The organism is Thermopolyspora sp. NPDC052614, from assembly GCF_040678635.1.
Lineage (GTDB): Bacteria > Actinomycetota > Actinomycetes > Streptosporangiales > Streptosporangiaceae > Thermopolyspora.
The window spans coordinates 517,607-532,859 of sequence record NZ_JBFATZ010000003.1 but is presented as its reverse complement, the minus strand read 5'-3'; the positions used below and the strand labels follow the sequence as shown (position 1 = coordinate 532,859).

Sequence of the window (15,253 nt, the reverse complement as noted above, 5' to 3'; positions counted from 1 at the left end):
CCCACCCGTTCCTACCACCAGGGTCGAGGGGAACCCCAGGGCCACCGGAGCCATAGGTGACTTACCGATCACGTGGAGTCATCGATCCTCGTGTGAGGCTCGCCCGCCGCTCGCGCCGGGTTCTCCGGCCTCCGCGGCGCGAGGCAGGTGACCGCGACGAGCAGGGCGGTCGCGCCCGCCGCGCCCGCCGGGGTCAGCCGCTCGCCGAACATCAGCACCCCGAGCGCGGTGGCGGCGAGCGGCTCGATCAGGGACAGCACCGAGGCGGTGGTGGCCCGGATCGCGGAAAGGCCGCCGAAGAACAGCCCGTAGGCCAGCGCCGTCGGGACCGCGCCCAGGTAGGCGATGAGGGCCGCGGTCTCGGCGGCGGCGCGGCCCGGCAGGAGCCCCTGGACGGCGGCGACCGGGAGCAGGACGACCGCGCCGACGACGAAGCTCCACAGGGCCGTGCCGTACGGGTCGGCGGGGAAGGCGCGGCTCAGCAGCGTCACCCCGCCGTAGGTGACGGCGGACAGCAGCGCGAGGCCGACCCCGAGGGTCGGCGACGCGCCGGGCGCGGGGGCGGCGGGCACGCCGGGGGTGATCAGCAGGAGCAGGCCGCCGATGGCGACGGTCATGCTCACCGCCCCCGTACGGCCCAGCCGCTCTCCGAGCAGGACGCGCGCCCCCGCGGCGACGACCAGCGGGCTCGCGCCCAGCGTGATCACGGTGGCGACCGCCACGCCGATCTCCGCGATCGCGGCGAGGTACGCCGCCTGGGACACGGCCATGCCCAGCCCGATCAGCAGCAGCATGCCCCGCCGCCTGGGGGCGGGCCCGACGGGGGAGGCGGCGCCTGGTTGGGCGGCACGCGCGGTGAAGGGCAGGGCCGTGGCGAGCAGCAGCGCGCCGCAGACGAAGCGCCAGAACGAGACGGTCACGGGGCCGAGCCCGCTGGTCTGGTAGACCATCGACGCCGCGGGGCCGCCCGTTCCCCAGGCGGCCGCGGCGATACATACATAGACAAACCCCCGCCGGACGGATAGGGGTGACTGCACACGAGTCATGGATCTCTCTCCGGGAGAGTGGTCGGCCGGCGAACGCTGTGCGCGGGCAGCAACCACTCACCGGACCGACGACCGGCCCGGCTTCATCGAGAGATTCCGCCCGCTAGCGGGCGGGCGGCGGAGAGATCGGCGGGGACATGATCGAGCGCATGCGGTCAGGCTAGCCGACCACCGTTTCCCGGAACCACCGGTTAACGCCGTCAGGGACGTACCGGCTCTGGGTCCGGCGCTGAAATTTCAGGCGGCTTACCTGACACTCCTTGGCAGGTATGACCGGCAGCATGGCCCGCATGACGACGAAAGCGAAGCTCCTCGCGGTGACGATCGACTGCGCCGAGCCCAGGCGGCTGGCCGAGTTCTACTCGAAGGTCACCGGTTTCGAGATCCAGTACGCCGAGGACGAGTACGCCGGCATCACCGACGGCGCGATGAACATCTACTTCGGCCGCGTCCCCGACCGCAGGCCCGCCGAGTGGCCCGGTCCCGGCAAGCAGTTCCACCTCGACTTCCGCGTCCCGGACGTGGACAAGGCGGTCCAGGAGTACCTGGACCTGGGCGCGACCAAGCCCGATTTCCAGCCGGGCGGGGACCGGTGGACCGTCCTCGCCGATCCCGAGGGCCACCTCTTCTGCGTCTGCCCCGAAAAATCCTGACATCGAGCGGACGGGCGGAAACCCCGTGCCTGGCGGGAAAGGAGCAATGTCACCAGGTCACGAATGGGGTAGGGAGTCAGCCGTTCCACCCTGAAGAGCGGGATCGAGCCCGTAAGCTTTCCCCATGACCCGATCGAAGTCCCTTTGTGCCTTCGTGCCCGCATTCCTCGATGAGGGATGCCGATGATGCTGCTGGGGATAACGATCGCTCTGGTCGGCGCCTTGGGGTACGCCCTCGGCGCCGCCCTCCAGCAGCACGTCGCGGTGGCCGACGGCGCGACGCTCCAGTTGGTGAAACGACCGCGCTGGTGGATCGGCGGTGCCATCGGGTTCGCGGGGGCCACGTTGCACGCGGTGGCGCTCAGTTTCGCGCCCCTCATCGTGATCCAGCCGGTCAGCGTGACCACGCTGGTGTTCGCGGTCCCGCTCGCCGCCATGCTGTACGGCAGACGCCCTCACCGCCTGGAGATCATCGGATCGATCGCGGTCACCGCCGGGCTGCTCGGCCTGATGATGCTGGTGCCCACGCACAACGTCACGCCGGTGCTGACCAACCGGGAGGCCGTGGGGTTCATCGCGGTCGTGGGTCTGGTGGTCGTGGTCTGCTACCTGTTCGCCCGCCGGTTGACCGGCGCGGCCAAGGCCCTCGCCCTGGCCGTGCCCGCCGGGGCGGTCACCGCGTCGGTGTCCACGTTCGTCCGGGTCGTGGGCGGCGGCCTGGAGGGCGACTTCAGCCGCCTGCTGCACTGGTTCACCCTCGCCGTGCCGGTGCTGCTCGTCTGGGCGGTGGTGCTGCTGCAGAAGTCGTACGCGGTCGGCTACTTCGGCGTCGCGTACGCCGTGGTCCAGGTCGTGGACCCGGTCACCTCGATCCTCGCCGGCGTCCTGCTCCTCGGCGAGCCGGTGCCGACCGGCGTCGGCAACGTCATCCCGGCGATCCTCGCCTCGGGCGTCCTGATCGTCGGCACGGTCATGCTCGGCCGCATGGCCCCCGACCACCTCCACGCCCAGAAGACCACCGCGACCCCCGTTCCCGTCACGGTGCCGTAAGCGGCGTCGATCCCGCACCGGGCCCCCGCTCCCGCGCCGGGAGGACGGGGGCCTCGCGCTTTCCGCGGCGCCGCGCTCAGGCGGGCGGACGCCAGGTGAAGGCCTCGTCGAGTTGCCGTACGGCCGCGTTCGCGGCGAGCCGGGCGGCGGTGGACAGGGCCAGGTCGCGGGCCGCGACGGCGATCGGGTTGGACCAGCAGGCCAGCCGGCCGATGCTCCGGGAGCGGCGGGCGATCCTGGTGACGCGGGGGAGCCGGGCGGCCGTGTAGCCGGGCAGGCCGTCGCCGCCGGAGGCGGCGTGGGCGAGCACCATGGCGTCCTCGATCGCCTGGCAGGCGCCCTGGCCCAGGTGCGGGGTCATCGCGTGGGCGGCGTCGCCGAGCAGCGCGATCCGGCCCTGGTGGAAGGCGGGCAGCGGCGTGTCGACGCAGAACAGGTCGGTGCGGATCACCGTGTCCGGCGTCGCCGACGCGATCAGCCGGGGGACCGGGTCGGGCCAGCGGGCGAAGAGGCGGGCCAGCTCGGCCTGCTCGTCGGGGGCGGTGGCACCGGCGGGGGCCGGGGCGGTGGCGTAGCAGTACATCATGCCCCGGGCCAGCGAGGCCATGCCGAAGACCAGGCCGCGGCCCCACAGCTCGCCCAGCGCGAAGGGGGCGACGTCCGGCCGCGGCACCACGATGCGCCAGCTCGTCTGGCCCGAGTAGACGGGCCCGGGGTGATCGGGGAACAGGGCCGCGCGGGTCGGCGAGTGGATGCCGTCGGCCGCGACGACCAGGTCGGCGTCGAGGTCGCCGTGGTCGGTCCGCACCCGGCCGGTGTCCGGGTCGGCGTGCCGTACGGTCGTGCCCAGGCGGAGCGCGCCGGGGGTGAGGCGGTCCAGCAGGAGCCCGACGAGCTCGGACCGCATGAGCAGCACGGTCGGCTGCCCGAAGCGTTCGAGCATGGCCTCGGCGCTGGTCCGGTAGATCCACCGGCCGTCGGCGCGGCGGAACCCGGTGTCGCCCTGCAGCGCCGACAGCTTGCGCACCCCCTCGCCCACGTCGAGCGCGTCCAGCGCGGTGAGCGCGTTCGGCGCGACGGCGAGCGCCGCCCCCACCGGTTCGAGCGTGGAGGCCCGCTCGCAGACCGTCACCTTCCAGCCGCGCCGTTCGAGCGCGACCGCCGCCGTGAGCCCGCCGATCCCGGCGCCGATCACCACCGCGTGTTTCATGATCCCTCCTATTACTACACCTGTAGTCTACTACAGGTGTAGTCTGAGGCCGTGATGACCCCTCGGGCGGAACTCATCGCCGACACGGCCATCGCGCTCCTGGCCGAGCGGGGCATGCGCGGCCTCACCCACCGCGCCGTCGACGAGGCGGCCGGGCTGCCGCCGGGCTCGACCTCCAACCTCGCCCGGACGCGGGCCGCCCTGCTGGAGCTCACCCTCACCCGGATGACCGAGCTGGAGTTCGCCCGCATCGCCGCGATCGGCGCCCCGGAGACGGCGCCCGACCTCGACGCGCTGGCCGCGATGATGGCCGAGTTCACGCACCTGCAGCTCACCGCGGGCCGGGTCGCCACCGTGGCGCGCTACGAGCTGGCCCTGGAGGCGACCCGGCGTCCCGAGCTGCGGAAGGTCTACGACGAGGCCGGCCGCTCCTACCGCCGGATGGCCGCCGATCTGCTGGCCGCCGCCGGATCCGCCGACCCCGTACGGCACGGCCACCAGCTCGTCGCCTTCCTGGACGGCCTGCTCTTCGACGCCATCGCGGGCGCGGGCGAGACGTTCGGCCGTGACGACCTGCGCCGGGGCATTCGCGAGGTGCTCGCCGGGATGCTGGGCCGCTGACCGTTCCCCCGGCCCGTATCGGGTACCCCCGTATCGACAGCATACCGTCCGGTCGGTACGCTCACAGGGAGCGTCGGGAAGCAGGGAGCGGCATGTCGCACAATCTGCCGGCGGATCCGCCGGGACTCGATTTGGCCCGTTTGGGGGCGTACCTGGAGCGGGAGGGCATCGCCACCCCGCCGATCGCCGCGCAGGTGATCCAGGGCGGCATGTCGAACCTGACCTACCTGGTGCGCGACGCCGCCGGAACCGTGCTCGTGGTGCGCCGCCCGCCGCTCGGCCACGTGCTCGCGACCGCCCACGACATGGGCCGCGAGTACCGGGTCATGACCGCCCTGGCCGGCTCGGGGGTGCCCGTGCCCCGCACGTACGCGTTGTGCCGGGACGAGGAGGTGGTGGGCGCCCCCTTCTACGTCATGGAGTACGTGCCCGGCCGGATCCTGTACGCGGGCGCCCCCGACATGTCCGGGCGGGCCGAGCCGGACCCCGAAGCCACCGGCGACGAGGACGTCAGGAAGATCGTGCTCGACCTGGCGGACGTGCTGGCCCTGCTGCACTCGCTGGACTACGCGGCCCTCGGCCTCGCCGACTTCGGCCGCCCGGAGGGCTACCTGGAGCGCCAGGTACGCCGGTGGAAGCGGCAGCTGGACGCGTCCCGCAGCCGTGAGGTGCCCGGCATCGACCACCTGCACGAGCGCCTCGCGGCGACGATTCCGGCGCAGGACGCGGGCCATGCCTCGATCGTCCACGGCGACTTCAAACTCGGCAACACCCTCATCGGGGACGGCGGCCGGATCAACGCCGTCCTCGACTGGGAGATGTCCACCCTCGGCGATCCCCTGACCGACCTGGCGCTGTTCCTGCTCTACAGCGAGATGGCGGGCCTCGGCGAGGGACTGGCCGACCGCTACGCGACCTCGTCGGGCAGGGATCTGTCCAGGCTCGGCTGGTATGTCGGCATGGCGTGCTTCAAGCTCGCGGTCATCTCCGAGGGCATTTACTTCCGTTTCACCCAGGGTCTGACGGTCGGCGATGGATTCGACACGGTCGGCGACCAGACCGTCCCACTTGTCGATCGGGGCCTGGACGCCCTGAAGGAGGACTGACAATGGACTTCGGCTACGACGCCACCACCGAGGAGCTGCGCAAACGCCTCCTGGAGTTCATGGACGAGTGCGTCTACCCGGCGGAGGCGGAGTTCGACGCCCAGGCCGCCGAGTCGGGCTGGAGCACGCCGCCGCTGCTGGAGGACCTCAAGGCCGAGGCCCGCAGGCGCGGCCTGTGGAACCTGTTCCTGCCGGGCGAGCACGGCGCGGGGCTCACCAACCTCCAGTACGCGCCGCTCGCCGAGATCACGGGCCGCAGCCCGCGCATCGCCCCGCCGGCCACCAACTGCGCCGCGCCGGACACCGGCAACATGGAGGTGCTGGCGATGTTCGGCAACGAGGAGCAGCGCCGTACCTGGCTGGAGCCGCTGCTGCGCGGCGAGATCCGCTCGGCGTTCGCGATGACCGAGCCCGACGTGGCCTCCTCCGACGCGACCAACATCGCCACCCGCATCGAGCGCGACGGCGACGAGTACGTCATCAACGGCCGCAAGTGGTTCATCTCCGGCGCGATGAACCCCAACTGCGCGATCATGATCGTGATGGGGAAGACCGACCCCGAGGCCGCCTCGCACCGGCAGCAGAGCATGGTGCTGGTGCCGCGCGACACCCCCGGGGTGACGGTGAAGCGCGGCATGCACGTGTTCGGCTACTCCGACGCCGATCACGGCGGGCACGCCGAGGTGCTGTTCGAGGACGTACGGGTGCCCGTCGCGAACCTCATCGGCGAGGAGGGCGGCGGGTTCGCCATCGCGCAGGCCCGGCTGGGTCCCGGGCGCATCCACCACTGCATGCGGCTGATCGGCATGGCCGAGCGCGCGGTGGACCTGATGTGCGAGCGGGCCCTGGCGCGTACGGCGTTCGGCAAGCAGCTCGCCCGGCAGGGGGTGGTGCAGGACTGGATCGCCGAGTCCCGGGTCACGATCGAGCAGTTGCGGCTGCTGGTGCTCAAGACCGCCTGGCTGATGGACACCGTGGGCAACCGGGGGGCGCACACCGAGATCCAGGCCATTAAGATCGCCACTCCGAAGGCGGTTCAGGAGATCCTGGACCGGGCGATCCAGGTGCACGGCGGGGGCGGGGTCAGCCAGGACTTCCCGCTGGCCGGGCTGTGGGCCGCGGCCCGTACGCTGCGCCTGGCCGACGGGCCGGACGAGGTGCACAAGCGCTCGCTGGCGTGGCGGGAGCTCAAGAAGCACATGGCGTCGTGATCTGGGGCGTGAGCTGGGGAGACGCACCTTCTCGCGAGAAAAGGCGGATATGTCGTGACATGGGATGAGACGGCGATCAAGGATCGGGTCCGGGCGTTCCTGGACGGGCACGATCCCGAGCGCATGGAACGGCTGGAGTTCCTGCGCGCCCGCTTCGACGCCGGGCTGGCCTGGGTGCACTTCCCCGAAGGCCTCGGCGGCCTCGGCGCACCCCGTGAGCTGCAAGGCGTCGTCGAACGCGAGCTGTCGGGCACCCCGCAGCTCGACGTCGGGCGGCAGTTGATCGGCCTGGGCATGGCCGCCCCGACGATCCTCGCCTTCGGCACCGAGGAGCAGAAGCGGCGCTTCCTGCGCCCGCTGTGGACGGGCGAGGAGATCTGGTGCCAGCTCTTCAGCGAGCCCGGCGCCGGCTCCGACCTCGCCACGCTCGCCACGCGCGCCGTACGCGACGGGGACGAATGGGTCGTTGACGGCCAAAAGGTGTGGACGTCGTCGGCGCACCACGCGCGCTGGGCCATCCTCGTCGCCCGCACCGACCCGGACGTGCCCAAGCACCGCGGCCTGACGTACTTCGTGTGCGACATGACCGCGCCCGGCGTGGACGTGCGCCCGCTGCGGCAGATCACCGGCGAGGCCGAGTTCAACGAGGTGTTCCTCACCGGCGTGCGGCTTCCCGACACGCTGCGCCTCGGCGCGGTCGGCGAGGGCTGGCGGGTCGCGACGACCACGCTGATGAACGAGCGCGTCGCCATCGGCGGCGGGAGCGCGCCCCGGCGCGGCAGCGGGGCGATCGGCATCGTCGCCGACGCCTGGCGCGCCCGGCCCGAGCTGCGCACCCACGACCTCCACCAGCGGCTGCTGCGGCTGTGGGTCGAGGCCGAGGTCACCCGCCTGGCCGGGGTACGGCTCAGCCAGCAGCTCGCCGCCGGGCAGCCCGGCCCCGAGGGGTCGGGGGTGAAGCTCGCCTTCGCGCGGATCAACCAGGCGCTGACCGGACTTGAGGTCGAGCTGCTGCGCGAGGAGGGGCTGGAGTACGACGACTGGACCTTCCGCCGCTCCGAGAGCGTCGACTTCCTCGGCCGCGGGTCCGGCTACCGCTACCTGCGGGCGAAGGGCAACTCGATCGAGGGCGGCACCTCCGAGATCCTCCGCAACATCATCGCCGAGCGCGTGCTCGGCCTGCCCGCCGAACCCCGCGTCGACAAGGACGTGCCCTGGAAGGACCTTCCGCGATGAACGCACCGACCGAGGGGGCGAGCCCGGAGCGCTCGGCCTCCCTGCTGTACGGCGAGATCGAGGAGGAGCTGCGGGCCGCCGTGCGCGACCTGCTCGCCGACGCCTGCGCCCCCGCCGACGTGCTCGCCCGGGTGGAGGACGGCCCGTCCGTCGACACGGGCCTGTGGAAGACGCTCGCCCGCGACATCGGCGTGGCCGGGCTGCTGGTGCCGGAGGAGGCGGGCGGCGCTGGGGCGTCGTCGCGTGAGGCCGCGGTGGTACTGGAGGAGCTGGGGCGGGCCGTCGCGCCGGTGCCGTTCCTGACCAGCTCGGTGCTCGCCACGGTCGCGCTGCTCGGCTCGGACGCGGCCGAGGCCGGGGAGCTGCTGGGCGCGGTGGCGTCCGGGGAGGTCACGGCGGCGGTGGCGGTGCCGCTGGCGGCCTCGCCGTACCGGGGGGTGCCGGAGAGCGTGGAGGCCGGGCCCGGCGGGGCGCTGACCGGGCGGGTGACCGGCGTGGCCGGGGCGGACGCGGCCGACGTGCTGCTCGTGCCCGCCGCCGGGGCCGTGCACGCGGTGGACCGCGCCGCCGTCGCCGTCGAGCCCGTCACCTCGCTCGACCTCACGCGGCGCGTGGCCACGGTGGCGCTGTCGTCGGCGCCCGCCCGGGTGGTCGCCGACGCGCAGGCCGTACGGCGGGCCCTGCTGGCGGGGGCGGGGCTGCTCGCCTCCGAGCAGCTCGGCGTGGCCGAATGGTGCCTGACCACGACGCTGTCCTACGTCAAGGAGCGCCACCAGTTCGCCCGGCCGATCGGCTCCTTCCAGGCGATCAAGCACCGGCTCGCCGACCTGTGGCTCGCGGTCGTCCAGGCCCGCGCCGCGGCGCGGGCCGCCGCCGACGCCCTCGCCGGCGGCGTGCTGTGGTCGGATGGCGCGTCGGAGGAGTCCCGTGTCGAGGTCGAGACGACGATCGCGGTCGCCGCCGCCTGGTGCGGCGACGTGGCCGTGCAGGCGGCCGAGGAGTGCATCCAGTTGCACGGCGGCATCGGGATGACGTGGGAGCACCCCGCCCATCTCTACCTCAAGCGCGCCAAGGCCGATCAGATCGCCCTGGGTACGCCGGGCGACCACCGCGCGGCCCTCGCCACGCTGGCCGACCTGCCCGCCCCGGCCTGATCGGTTCGGTCAGGGGCGCAGGGAGGCGAGCAGGAGGTCGGCGAAGTGGCGGCCCACCTCGGCTCCGGAGAGCGGGCCGTCGGGGTTGTACCAGGTGCCGAGGTGGTGGACCGACCCGAAGAAGAAGTCGACCACCATCTCGGCCGGTACGGCGTCGCTGAAGACCCCGGTGCGCTGGCCCTCGATCACCAGGTCGCGGAAGCGCTCGTGGTAGCGGCGGCGTTCGGCGCGGACGGTCTTTTGCACCTCGGGGGCGAGCTGGTGCATGGAGAGGAAGAAGATCTTGGTGTCGTCGAGGTTCTCCACGCTGGTGATCACGACGTCCATGGCGGCGGCGTGCAGGCGCTCGGCGACCGGCCCCTCGGCGTCGGCGAACATGGTCAGCCGCTCCATCTGGAGGCGCAGCACCCGGCCGTAGATCTCCTTCAGTAGATCGTCTTTTGAATCGAAATAGTGGTACATCGCGCCTTTGGTGACGCCGACCGCGGCCACGATCTCCTGGACGGACGTGCGCTCGAAGCCGCGCTCGGCGAACAGCCGCGTGGCCTCGCCGAGCAGGCGCTGCCGTACCGGCTCGTCCGTGCCCGGGTCCCGCCGGGAAACCCGTGCCGTGCTGCGCGCCATAATGACCTCCTCGTGCCCCGTCCCCTAAGCATACCGACTGGTCGGTTAACAAGAGGGTGATATGCGATGTGGCGCCGAGGGGCTTCTTCTGACATCGGACCCTAGCCTTGTAGGCTGTGTTTTATCACCTTGGCTGTCCCACTTTGTTGTACGGGGTATTTCTGCCCCATCACGCGAATGAGCCCTAGGCGAGGAGGGCCCGCCGTGCCCGGTGGATCGATCTATGTGTCGCGCGATGACAAACTCGACGGCACGGAGCAGTGGAACTACGAGAAGCTGTGGGCCGAGGCACGCGAGGCGCGGCTGAAGCGACGCGGTGTGATCGCCGGCGTCGGGTTCGTCTGCGGCATCCTGCTCGCGATCCGCTTCTCCCTGAACCCCTTCTGGATGGCGCTGCTCGGCGGGCTCGCCGCGGCGGGGGCCGACTTCTACCTCGCCTGGCGCGCCCACGAATCGACCGCCGTGTGGCGGGGCAAGCGCCGCGGCGAGGTGCTCACCGGGCGGCTGCTGCGCCGCACCCTGGCCCGGCGCGGCTACCGGGTGCTCGCCGGGCGGTCCATCCCCGGCAAGGCGTCCATCGACCACCTGGTCATCGGGCCCGGCGGGATGTGGGTGATCGACAACGAGGCGTGGGCGCCCGACACCGAGATCGCCCGGTACGGCTCGAAGCTGTTCCTTGGCGAGCGGACCGGCGGGAAGGTCGCCGAGGAGCTCATCAAGGTCGCCGACGAGCTGTCCGACCTGCTCGAACAGGAGACCGGGGTGCCGGTGCGGGCCGACGCGCTGCTCGCCGTGCACGGGGGCAGGATCACCGACGGCGAGGAGGCGCGGGGCGTCGTGGTCGCCGAGGGCATCACGGTGCTGTATCCCCGCCGGATCGCCCGGTGGATCATGAGCCACCCGAACGACGAGCTCAGCGACGAGCAGGTGGAGCTGCTGGCCCGCACGGCGGCCCGGGTCCTGCGCCACGCCTAGGGGCGGCCGGGGTCGTCTGGGGGGCTAGGCGAGGTCCTCGATGAACGCCGAGAGCTGGACGACGTTCCGGCATTCGTACATCGGGACGACGCTGCCGTAGGCGGTCGCGGAGGAGTCTCCGGTGTCCCACTGGGAGCGGGGCTCGGGGTTGAGCCAGTAGGCGTGCCGGGCGCGCTCGGCCAGCTCCTTCAGGACCGGCAGGGCCGGCGACTGGTAGTTGGAGCGGGCGTCGCCGAGGATCAGCAGGGACGTCTTCGGCCCGACGGCCTCGCCGTACCGTTCGGCGAAGCGCCGGAACACCGTGCCGTAGTCGCTGCGGCCGAAGCGGCTGATGTCGGCCTCGGACGCCAGGCGGCCGATCGCGTCCAGCACGTCCGTCCCCGGCGCGAAGAGCCGGGTGATCTCGTCCACGGCGTCCACGAACGCGAACGCCCGCACCTTGGTGAACTGCTCCCGAAGCGCGTACGTCAGCAGCAGCGTGAAGTGCGAGAACGCGGCCACCGAGTCGCTGGCGTCGCACAGCACCACCAGCTCGGGCCGATGCGGGCGGCGCGGGCGCAGGTGCGTGACGACGGGGACGCCGCCGGTGGACAGCGAGGTGCGAACCGTACGGCGGAAGTCGAGCCTGCCCCGGTGGCCGAGCCGGTGCTTGATCGCCAGCCGGGCGGCGAGGCGGCGGGCCAGCGGGTGGACCTCGCGCCGCAGCCTGGCCAGCTCGTCCTTGGTCGCCCGCAGGAAGTCGACCCGGTCGATCGGCGGCCGTACGGCCGAGCGGGCGATCCGCTCCACGCCGGTGTCCTCGGCGATGCGCCGCCGCACGTCCGCCGCGACGGCCTCCTCGAAGCGCCGGATGCCGGTGGCGATCCGCCGCCGCGCGACCTGCTCGGCCATGCCGCCGCGATCCGCGCCGACCAGCGCCTGCAGCAGTCGCGCGACGAGCGTGTCCGGCGACAGCGCCCGCAGCACCGGGAAGGAGAACCACGCCTGCCGCCCCGGCAACGCCTGCTGCCCGCCGAACCGCTCCACCATCGCGCGGGCGAACCGCCGCAGCTCCGGGCTGTCCGGATCGCCCGCGAGCAGCCGGGCCAGGTGGTCGCGCAGCTCGGACACCTCGGCGGTGGCGAAGTCCGGCTCCCGGAGCTCCAGATCCTCGGACGCTTCCCGACCGTCCCGACCGTCCTGATCGTCCTGATCGCCCGCCTGCGGCCCGGCGGCGAGCCCCGACACCACGGGCGGGAACCACAGGTCGAACAGCGTGTCGAAGCCCGCCCGGTGCACCGGCCGCTTGATCAGCGTCGCCGCGTACGCCTCCCGGAGCGACTCCCGATCGGTCAGGTCGATCACCCGCAGTGCCTGCGCCGCGTCCAGCCCCTCGGCCAGCGACACCGGCACCCCCGCGCGCCGCAGCGCCGCCACAAACCCGATATGCCTGTCGAGAAGAGACATCGAAGCTCCCTCGCCGCGCGCCGGCCCCGGCTCAGCCCGTGACCGCCGGCAGGCCCAGTTCCTTGGCCGCCCGCTCCTGGTCGGACACGTGCTTGAGCACCACCCCGAGCGTCGCCGCCACCGTCGCCTCGTCCAGCGTGTCCCGCCCGAGCGCGATCAGCGTGTGCGCCCAGTCCACCGTCTCGGCGATCGACGGCGACTTCTTCAGCTCCAGCCCGCGCAGCGTGGCCACCGTCCGCGCGAGCTGCTCGGCCAGCCCCTCCTCGATCCCGGGCACTCGCGCCAGCACGATGTCCCGCTCCCGCTCCGGCGTCGGATAGTCCAGATGCAGGTACAGGCACCGCCGCTTCAGCGCCTCCGACAGCTCCCGCGTCGCGTTGGAGGTGAGCACCACGTACGGCTTGCGCACCGCCCGCATCGTCCCCAGCTCCGGAATCGTCACCTGATAGTCGGACAGAATCTCCAGCAGCAGCCCTTCGACCTCGACATCCGCCTTGTCCGTCTCGTCGATGAGCAGCACCGTCGGCTCCCGCCGCCGCAACGCCGCCAGCAACGGCCGCTCCAGCAGGAACTCCTCGCTGAAGATGTCCTCGTGCGTCCGCGCCCAGTCCTGCTCCCCGGACGCCTGGATCCGCAGCAACTGCTTCTTGTAGTTCCACTCGTACAGGGCCCGCGCCTCGTCCAGCCCCTCGTAGCACTGCAGCCGGATCAGCCCGGCCCCCGTCACCTCGGCCACCGACTTGGCGAGCTGCGTCTTGCCCACCCCGGCCGGCCCCTCGGCCAGCAGCGGCTTCCCCAGCGCCCCCGCCAGGAACACCGACGTCGCCGCCCGCTCGTCGGTCAGATACCCGACCTCGCCCAGGCGCGTACGAACCTCACCCGGCGAAGCGAACCACGACGTCATCCCGACTCCCGCCACACCCGACCCGAATGATGTTCTAGCCTAACCTCCCCGAGTCTGGTTCAAGCACTCTGCCCGGTGCGCTACGCTTTCTGTTGTTCGCGCCGCTAGCTCAGTTGGTCAGAGCAGCTGACTCTTAATCAGCGGGTCCGGGGTTCGAGTCCCTGGCGGCGCACTCGCTTTCCCGCTGGGCGGTTCGCGTACCTCGCGAGCCGCCCAGCGGCGCTTCTGCCGGTTTGTGGCCGGTGCCAGGAGGGACGCTGCAAGGCCGGGGCCGGGCCTTGCCATCGGTGACGTTCTTTTTGTGGCCACGTGAGTTGTTTTATGACATCACCTGCGCATTCATGGGGGCGTTCCGGGCAGGCCCGACGAGATAGGCCCCATAGAGCCCCATAGAGAAGGAGGCGATCCGTTTGGGTGAGTTCCCCGACTATCTGAAGTCTGAGTCGTTGGACAGACGCCGACAGCAACTGACCGAGGCCGAGCGGCGGCGACTGGACGAATTGCTGCGCGACGCGAGGCGCACCAAGCGGGAACGGCCGGCAGAGGGCCTTCGATGATCGGATGGTGAGCATGGACGGCGATGGCCATGCTCACCATCTTTCGGCTCACCCTCCGGAGCGGGTGGTGTCAATCCACGAGGCGGGCGGGCGTATCGGCGCGGTGCTCGCGCGACTCGGCCTGGAGCCGGAACTGACCGAACTGGGCGGAGGCGGCGACCCGACCGCGTATTCGTGCCGGCTCCTCGCAGCCGACGGCGACATGCCGCCGATGGCCCGAGGCATGGGGAAGGGGCACCCCGAGGAGGCGCGGGTGGGTGCGCTGTTCGAGGCGCTGGAGCACTACCTGACGGGTCCTGCCCGGTACCGTCCCGAGACGGTCGAAACGGTCGAGCCCGCGCGCATCGCGGCCGGGCCGCTGGGCGAGGAGGCATGGAGTCCGCTGCTGGCCGGGCTGCGGGGGAGGCTCGCCTGCCACCGCTACCGGCCCTTCGGTCAGGGGCCGGGGATACTCGTGCCGCTGTTCCTGTTCGCCCCCTGGTACGTGGAGCACCACGCCGGGCGACTGCGCGAGCAGGCCGCGGACACCTGTGAGTACGACGCGTTGATGCGCTATAGCTGCAACAGCGGCTCGGCCATCGGCGTCACCGCCGCCGAGGCGCTGCTTCACGCGCTCAACGAGGTCATCGAGCGCGACGCCCTCTCGCTGCTCCTGGTACGGGCCTTCCTGTGTCCGGGCGAATCGCGCCTGCGCCTGATCGATCCCGCCACGCTGCCCGCCGAGGCGGCGGTCGCGTTCTCGGCCGCCGAGCGGGCCACGGGAACGCCTGTGCACCTGCTGGACATCAGCGGCGATCTCGGCGTGCCCACGATGCTCGCCTACACCCCGCCGACCGGGAGCCGCCCGCCCCGGCGCGGCTCGGGCACGTCGCTGAGCCCCGGGTACGCCGCCTGGCGGGCCCTCACCGAGTTGCTGCAGGCCGCCCTGGGGGAGACCCTGCCCGGGGCCCACGTACGCGGGCCGGACCTAACCGGGCTCGCCGCCTACCCGGAGTTGCACGCCTGCGGACGGTTCGACCTCACCGAGCACCTGCGCGAAGCCGTCACGGTGCCTTTCGCCGCGGGCGCCGGGCCGCCTCCGGAGCATCCCCGCGCCCAGGTGCGCAGGCTGGTCGCCCTGTTGACCGCACGCGGACATCCCCCGTACCGCCGTACCGTGGCCGCGCTTCCCGGCAGGGTCGTCGCGGTGCACGCCGTCGTGCCCGGCCTGGAGCGTTTCATGCTCGTCACCGACGGCAACCTCGTCCTGCCCGGCCTCCGTGGGCGGCGGTGGTGCCGGGCCGCGCGGGTGCGCTGAGAACGGCGCCTTTGCCTATTCCTGGATTCTCCTGTTCATAATTCGTGGTTGACTTGCTGATTTTTCTCTTTATCGACCTTGCGCTTTTGGGTCGGTTAGTTTACGTATCGGCGGAGAGCGACCTAGTAATGGTTGTATGGCAGGAAGAAGAGTGGCCCCGCGC

General features: G+C 72.0%; 14 protein-coding genes and 1 tRNA gene. 10 read left to right on the top strand and 5 right to left on the bottom strand.

Annotated features, from left to right (window positions below):
- Positions 1 to 68: 68 nt before the first annotated feature.
- The gene (locus AB0K60_RS09035) at positions 69 to 1,046 is read right to left on the bottom strand and encodes a DMT family transporter (RefSeq protein ID WP_364050271.1); all 978 of its coding nucleotides are present in this window, start codon (positions 1,044 to 1,046) and stop codon (positions 69 to 71) included.
- A gap of 290 nt (positions 1,047 to 1,336) precedes the next feature.
- Here AB0K60_RS09035 and AB0K60_RS09030 point away from each other — a divergent pair, with 290 nt between their 5' ends.
- A complete protein-coding gene (locus tag AB0K60_RS09030; protein WP_364050268.1) occupies positions 1,337 to 1,699 on the top strand; it encodes a VOC family protein in 363 nt (120 codons plus the stop codon).
- 186 nt (positions 1,700 to 1,885) lie between these two features.
- Positions 1,886 to 2,749, top strand: a complete 864-nt coding sequence (locus AB0K60_RS09025) for a DMT family transporter (RefSeq protein ID WP_364050265.1) — start codon at positions 1,886 to 1,888, stop codon at positions 2,747 to 2,749.
- Positions 2,750 to 2,825: 76 nt separating this feature from the next.
- Here the strand turns inward: AB0K60_RS09025 and AB0K60_RS09020 are convergent, their stop codons facing one another.
- Positions 2,826 to 3,959 carry an FAD-dependent oxidoreductase gene (locus AB0K60_RS09020; protein WP_364050262.1) on the bottom strand — a complete coding sequence of 378 codons (1,134 nt, stop codon included), beginning with the start codon at positions 3,957 to 3,959 and terminating at the stop codon, positions 2,826 to 2,828.
- A 54-nt stretch (positions 3,960 to 4,013) separates the two neighbouring features.
- On the opposite strand from AB0K60_RS09020, the gene AB0K60_RS09015 reads away from it, so the two are divergent.
- From AB0K60_RS09015 to AB0K60_RS08995, 5 genes are all read left to right on the top strand, one after another.
- Positions 4,014 to 4,580 (top strand): TetR family transcriptional regulator C-terminal domain-containing protein, encoded by a 567-nt coding sequence (locus AB0K60_RS09015; RefSeq protein WP_364050621.1) that lies wholly within the window; start codon positions 4,014 to 4,016, stop codon positions 4,578 to 4,580.
- 92 nt (positions 4,581 to 4,672) lie between these two features.
- A complete protein-coding gene (locus AB0K60_RS09010; protein WP_364050259.1) occupies positions 4,673 to 5,686 on the top strand; it encodes a phosphotransferase family protein in 1,014 nt (337 codons plus the stop codon).
- Positions 5,687 to 5,688: 2 nt separating this feature from the next.
- Positions 5,689 to 6,897: an acyl-CoA dehydrogenase family protein gene (locus AB0K60_RS09005; RefSeq protein ID WP_364050256.1), complete on the top strand. Its 1,209-nt coding sequence runs from the start codon at positions 5,689 to 5,691 to the stop codon at positions 6,895 to 6,897.
- A gap of 54 nt (positions 6,898 to 6,951) precedes the next feature.
- Positions 6,952 to 8,133: an acyl-CoA dehydrogenase family protein gene (locus tag AB0K60_RS09000; RefSeq protein WP_364050253.1), complete on the top strand. Its 1,182-nt coding sequence runs from the start codon at positions 6,952 to 6,954 to the stop codon at positions 8,131 to 8,133.
- Complete coding sequence (locus tag AB0K60_RS08995; RefSeq protein WP_364050250.1) at positions 8,130 to 9,287, top strand: acyl-CoA dehydrogenase family protein; 1,158 nt, start codon at positions 8,130 to 8,132, stop codon at positions 9,285 to 9,287. Before AB0K60_RS09000 ends, AB0K60_RS08995 begins: the two co-directional genes overlap by 4 nt.
- Before the next feature lie 9 nt (positions 9,288 to 9,296).
- On the opposite strand, the gene AB0K60_RS08990 is transcribed toward AB0K60_RS08995, so the two are convergent.
- Positions 9,297 to 9,911: a TetR/AcrR family transcriptional regulator gene (locus AB0K60_RS08990; protein WP_364050247.1), complete on the bottom strand. Its 615-nt coding sequence runs from the start codon at positions 9,909 to 9,911 to the stop codon at positions 9,297 to 9,299.
- A 204-nt stretch (positions 9,912 to 10,115) separates the two neighbouring features.
- On the opposite strand from AB0K60_RS08990, the gene AB0K60_RS08985 reads away from it, so the two are divergent.
- Positions 10,116 to 10,886: a nuclease-related domain-containing protein gene (locus tag AB0K60_RS08985; protein ID WP_364050244.1), complete on the top strand. Its 771-nt coding sequence runs from the start codon at positions 10,116 to 10,118 to the stop codon at positions 10,884 to 10,886.
- A 24-nt stretch (positions 10,887 to 10,910) separates the two neighbouring features.
- Here AB0K60_RS08985 and AB0K60_RS08980 read toward each other — a convergent pair whose 3' ends face one another.
- Positions 10,911 to 12,332: a VWA domain-containing protein gene (locus AB0K60_RS08980; protein ID WP_364050241.1), complete on the bottom strand. Its 1,422-nt coding sequence runs from the start codon at positions 12,330 to 12,332 to the stop codon at positions 10,911 to 10,913.
- Between the two features lie 31 nt (positions 12,333 to 12,363).
- Positions 12,364 to 13,236, bottom strand: a complete 873-nt coding sequence (locus AB0K60_RS08975; protein WP_364050238.1) for a MoxR family ATPase — start codon at positions 13,234 to 13,236, stop codon at positions 12,364 to 12,366.
- 98 nt (positions 13,237 to 13,334) lie between these two features.
- Here AB0K60_RS08975 and AB0K60_RS08970 point away from each other — a divergent pair.
- Both AB0K60_RS08970 and AB0K60_RS08965 read left to right on the top strand, forming a co-directional pair.
- A tRNA-Lys gene (locus AB0K60_RS08970) sits at positions 13,335 to 13,408 on the top strand.
- A 452-nt stretch (positions 13,409 to 13,860) separates the two neighbouring features.
- The gene (locus AB0K60_RS08965; protein WP_364050235.1) at positions 13,861 to 15,090 is read left to right on the top strand and encodes a YcaO-like family protein; all 1,230 of its coding nucleotides are present in this window, start codon (positions 13,861 to 13,863) and stop codon (positions 15,088 to 15,090) included.
- Positions 15,091 to 15,253 lie beyond the last annotated feature (163 nt).

Excerpts from the sequence above, each read along its gene's own strand:
- AB0K60_RS08995 (WP_364050250.1), top strand. The coding sequence starts at position 8,130 with ATGAACGCACCGACCGAGGGGGCGAGCCCGGAGCGCTCGGCCTCCCTG.
- AB0K60_RS08990 (WP_364050247.1), bottom strand. The coding sequence starts at position 9,911 with ATGGCGCGCAGCACGGCACGGGTTTCCCGGCGGGACCCGGGCACGGAC.
- AB0K60_RS08980 (WP_364050241.1), bottom strand. The coding sequence starts at position 12,332 with ATGTCTCTTCTCGACAGGCATATCGGGTTTGTGGCGGCGCTGCGGCGC.
- AB0K60_RS09030 (WP_364050268.1), top strand. The coding sequence starts at position 1,337 with ATGACGACGAAAGCGAAGCTCCTCGCGGTGACGATCGACTGCGCCGAG.
- AB0K60_RS09015 (WP_364050621.1), top strand. The coding sequence starts at position 4,014 with ATGACCCCTCGGGCGGAACTCATCGCCGACACGGCCATCGCGCTCCTG.
- AB0K60_RS09035 (WP_364050271.1), bottom strand. The coding sequence starts at position 1,046 with ATGACTCGTGTGCAGTCACCCCTATCCGTCCGGCGGGGGTTTGTCTAT.
- AB0K60_RS09005 (WP_364050256.1), top strand. The coding sequence starts at position 5,689 with ATGGACTTCGGCTACGACGCCACCACCGAGGAGCTGCGCAAACGCCTC.
- AB0K60_RS08975 (WP_364050238.1), bottom strand. The coding sequence starts at position 13,236 with ATGACGTCGTGGTTCGCTTCGCCGGGTGAGGTTCGTACGCGCCTGGGC.
- AB0K60_RS09025 (WP_364050265.1), top strand. The coding sequence starts at position 1,886 with ATGCTGCTGGGGATAACGATCGCTCTGGTCGGCGCCTTGGGGTACGCC.
- AB0K60_RS09010 (WP_364050259.1), top strand. The coding sequence starts at position 4,673 with ATGTCGCACAATCTGCCGGCGGATCCGCCGGGACTCGATTTGGCCCGT.
- AB0K60_RS09020 (WP_364050262.1), bottom strand. The coding sequence starts at position 3,959 with ATGAAACACGCGGTGGTGATCGGCGCCGGGATCGGCGGGCTCACGGCG.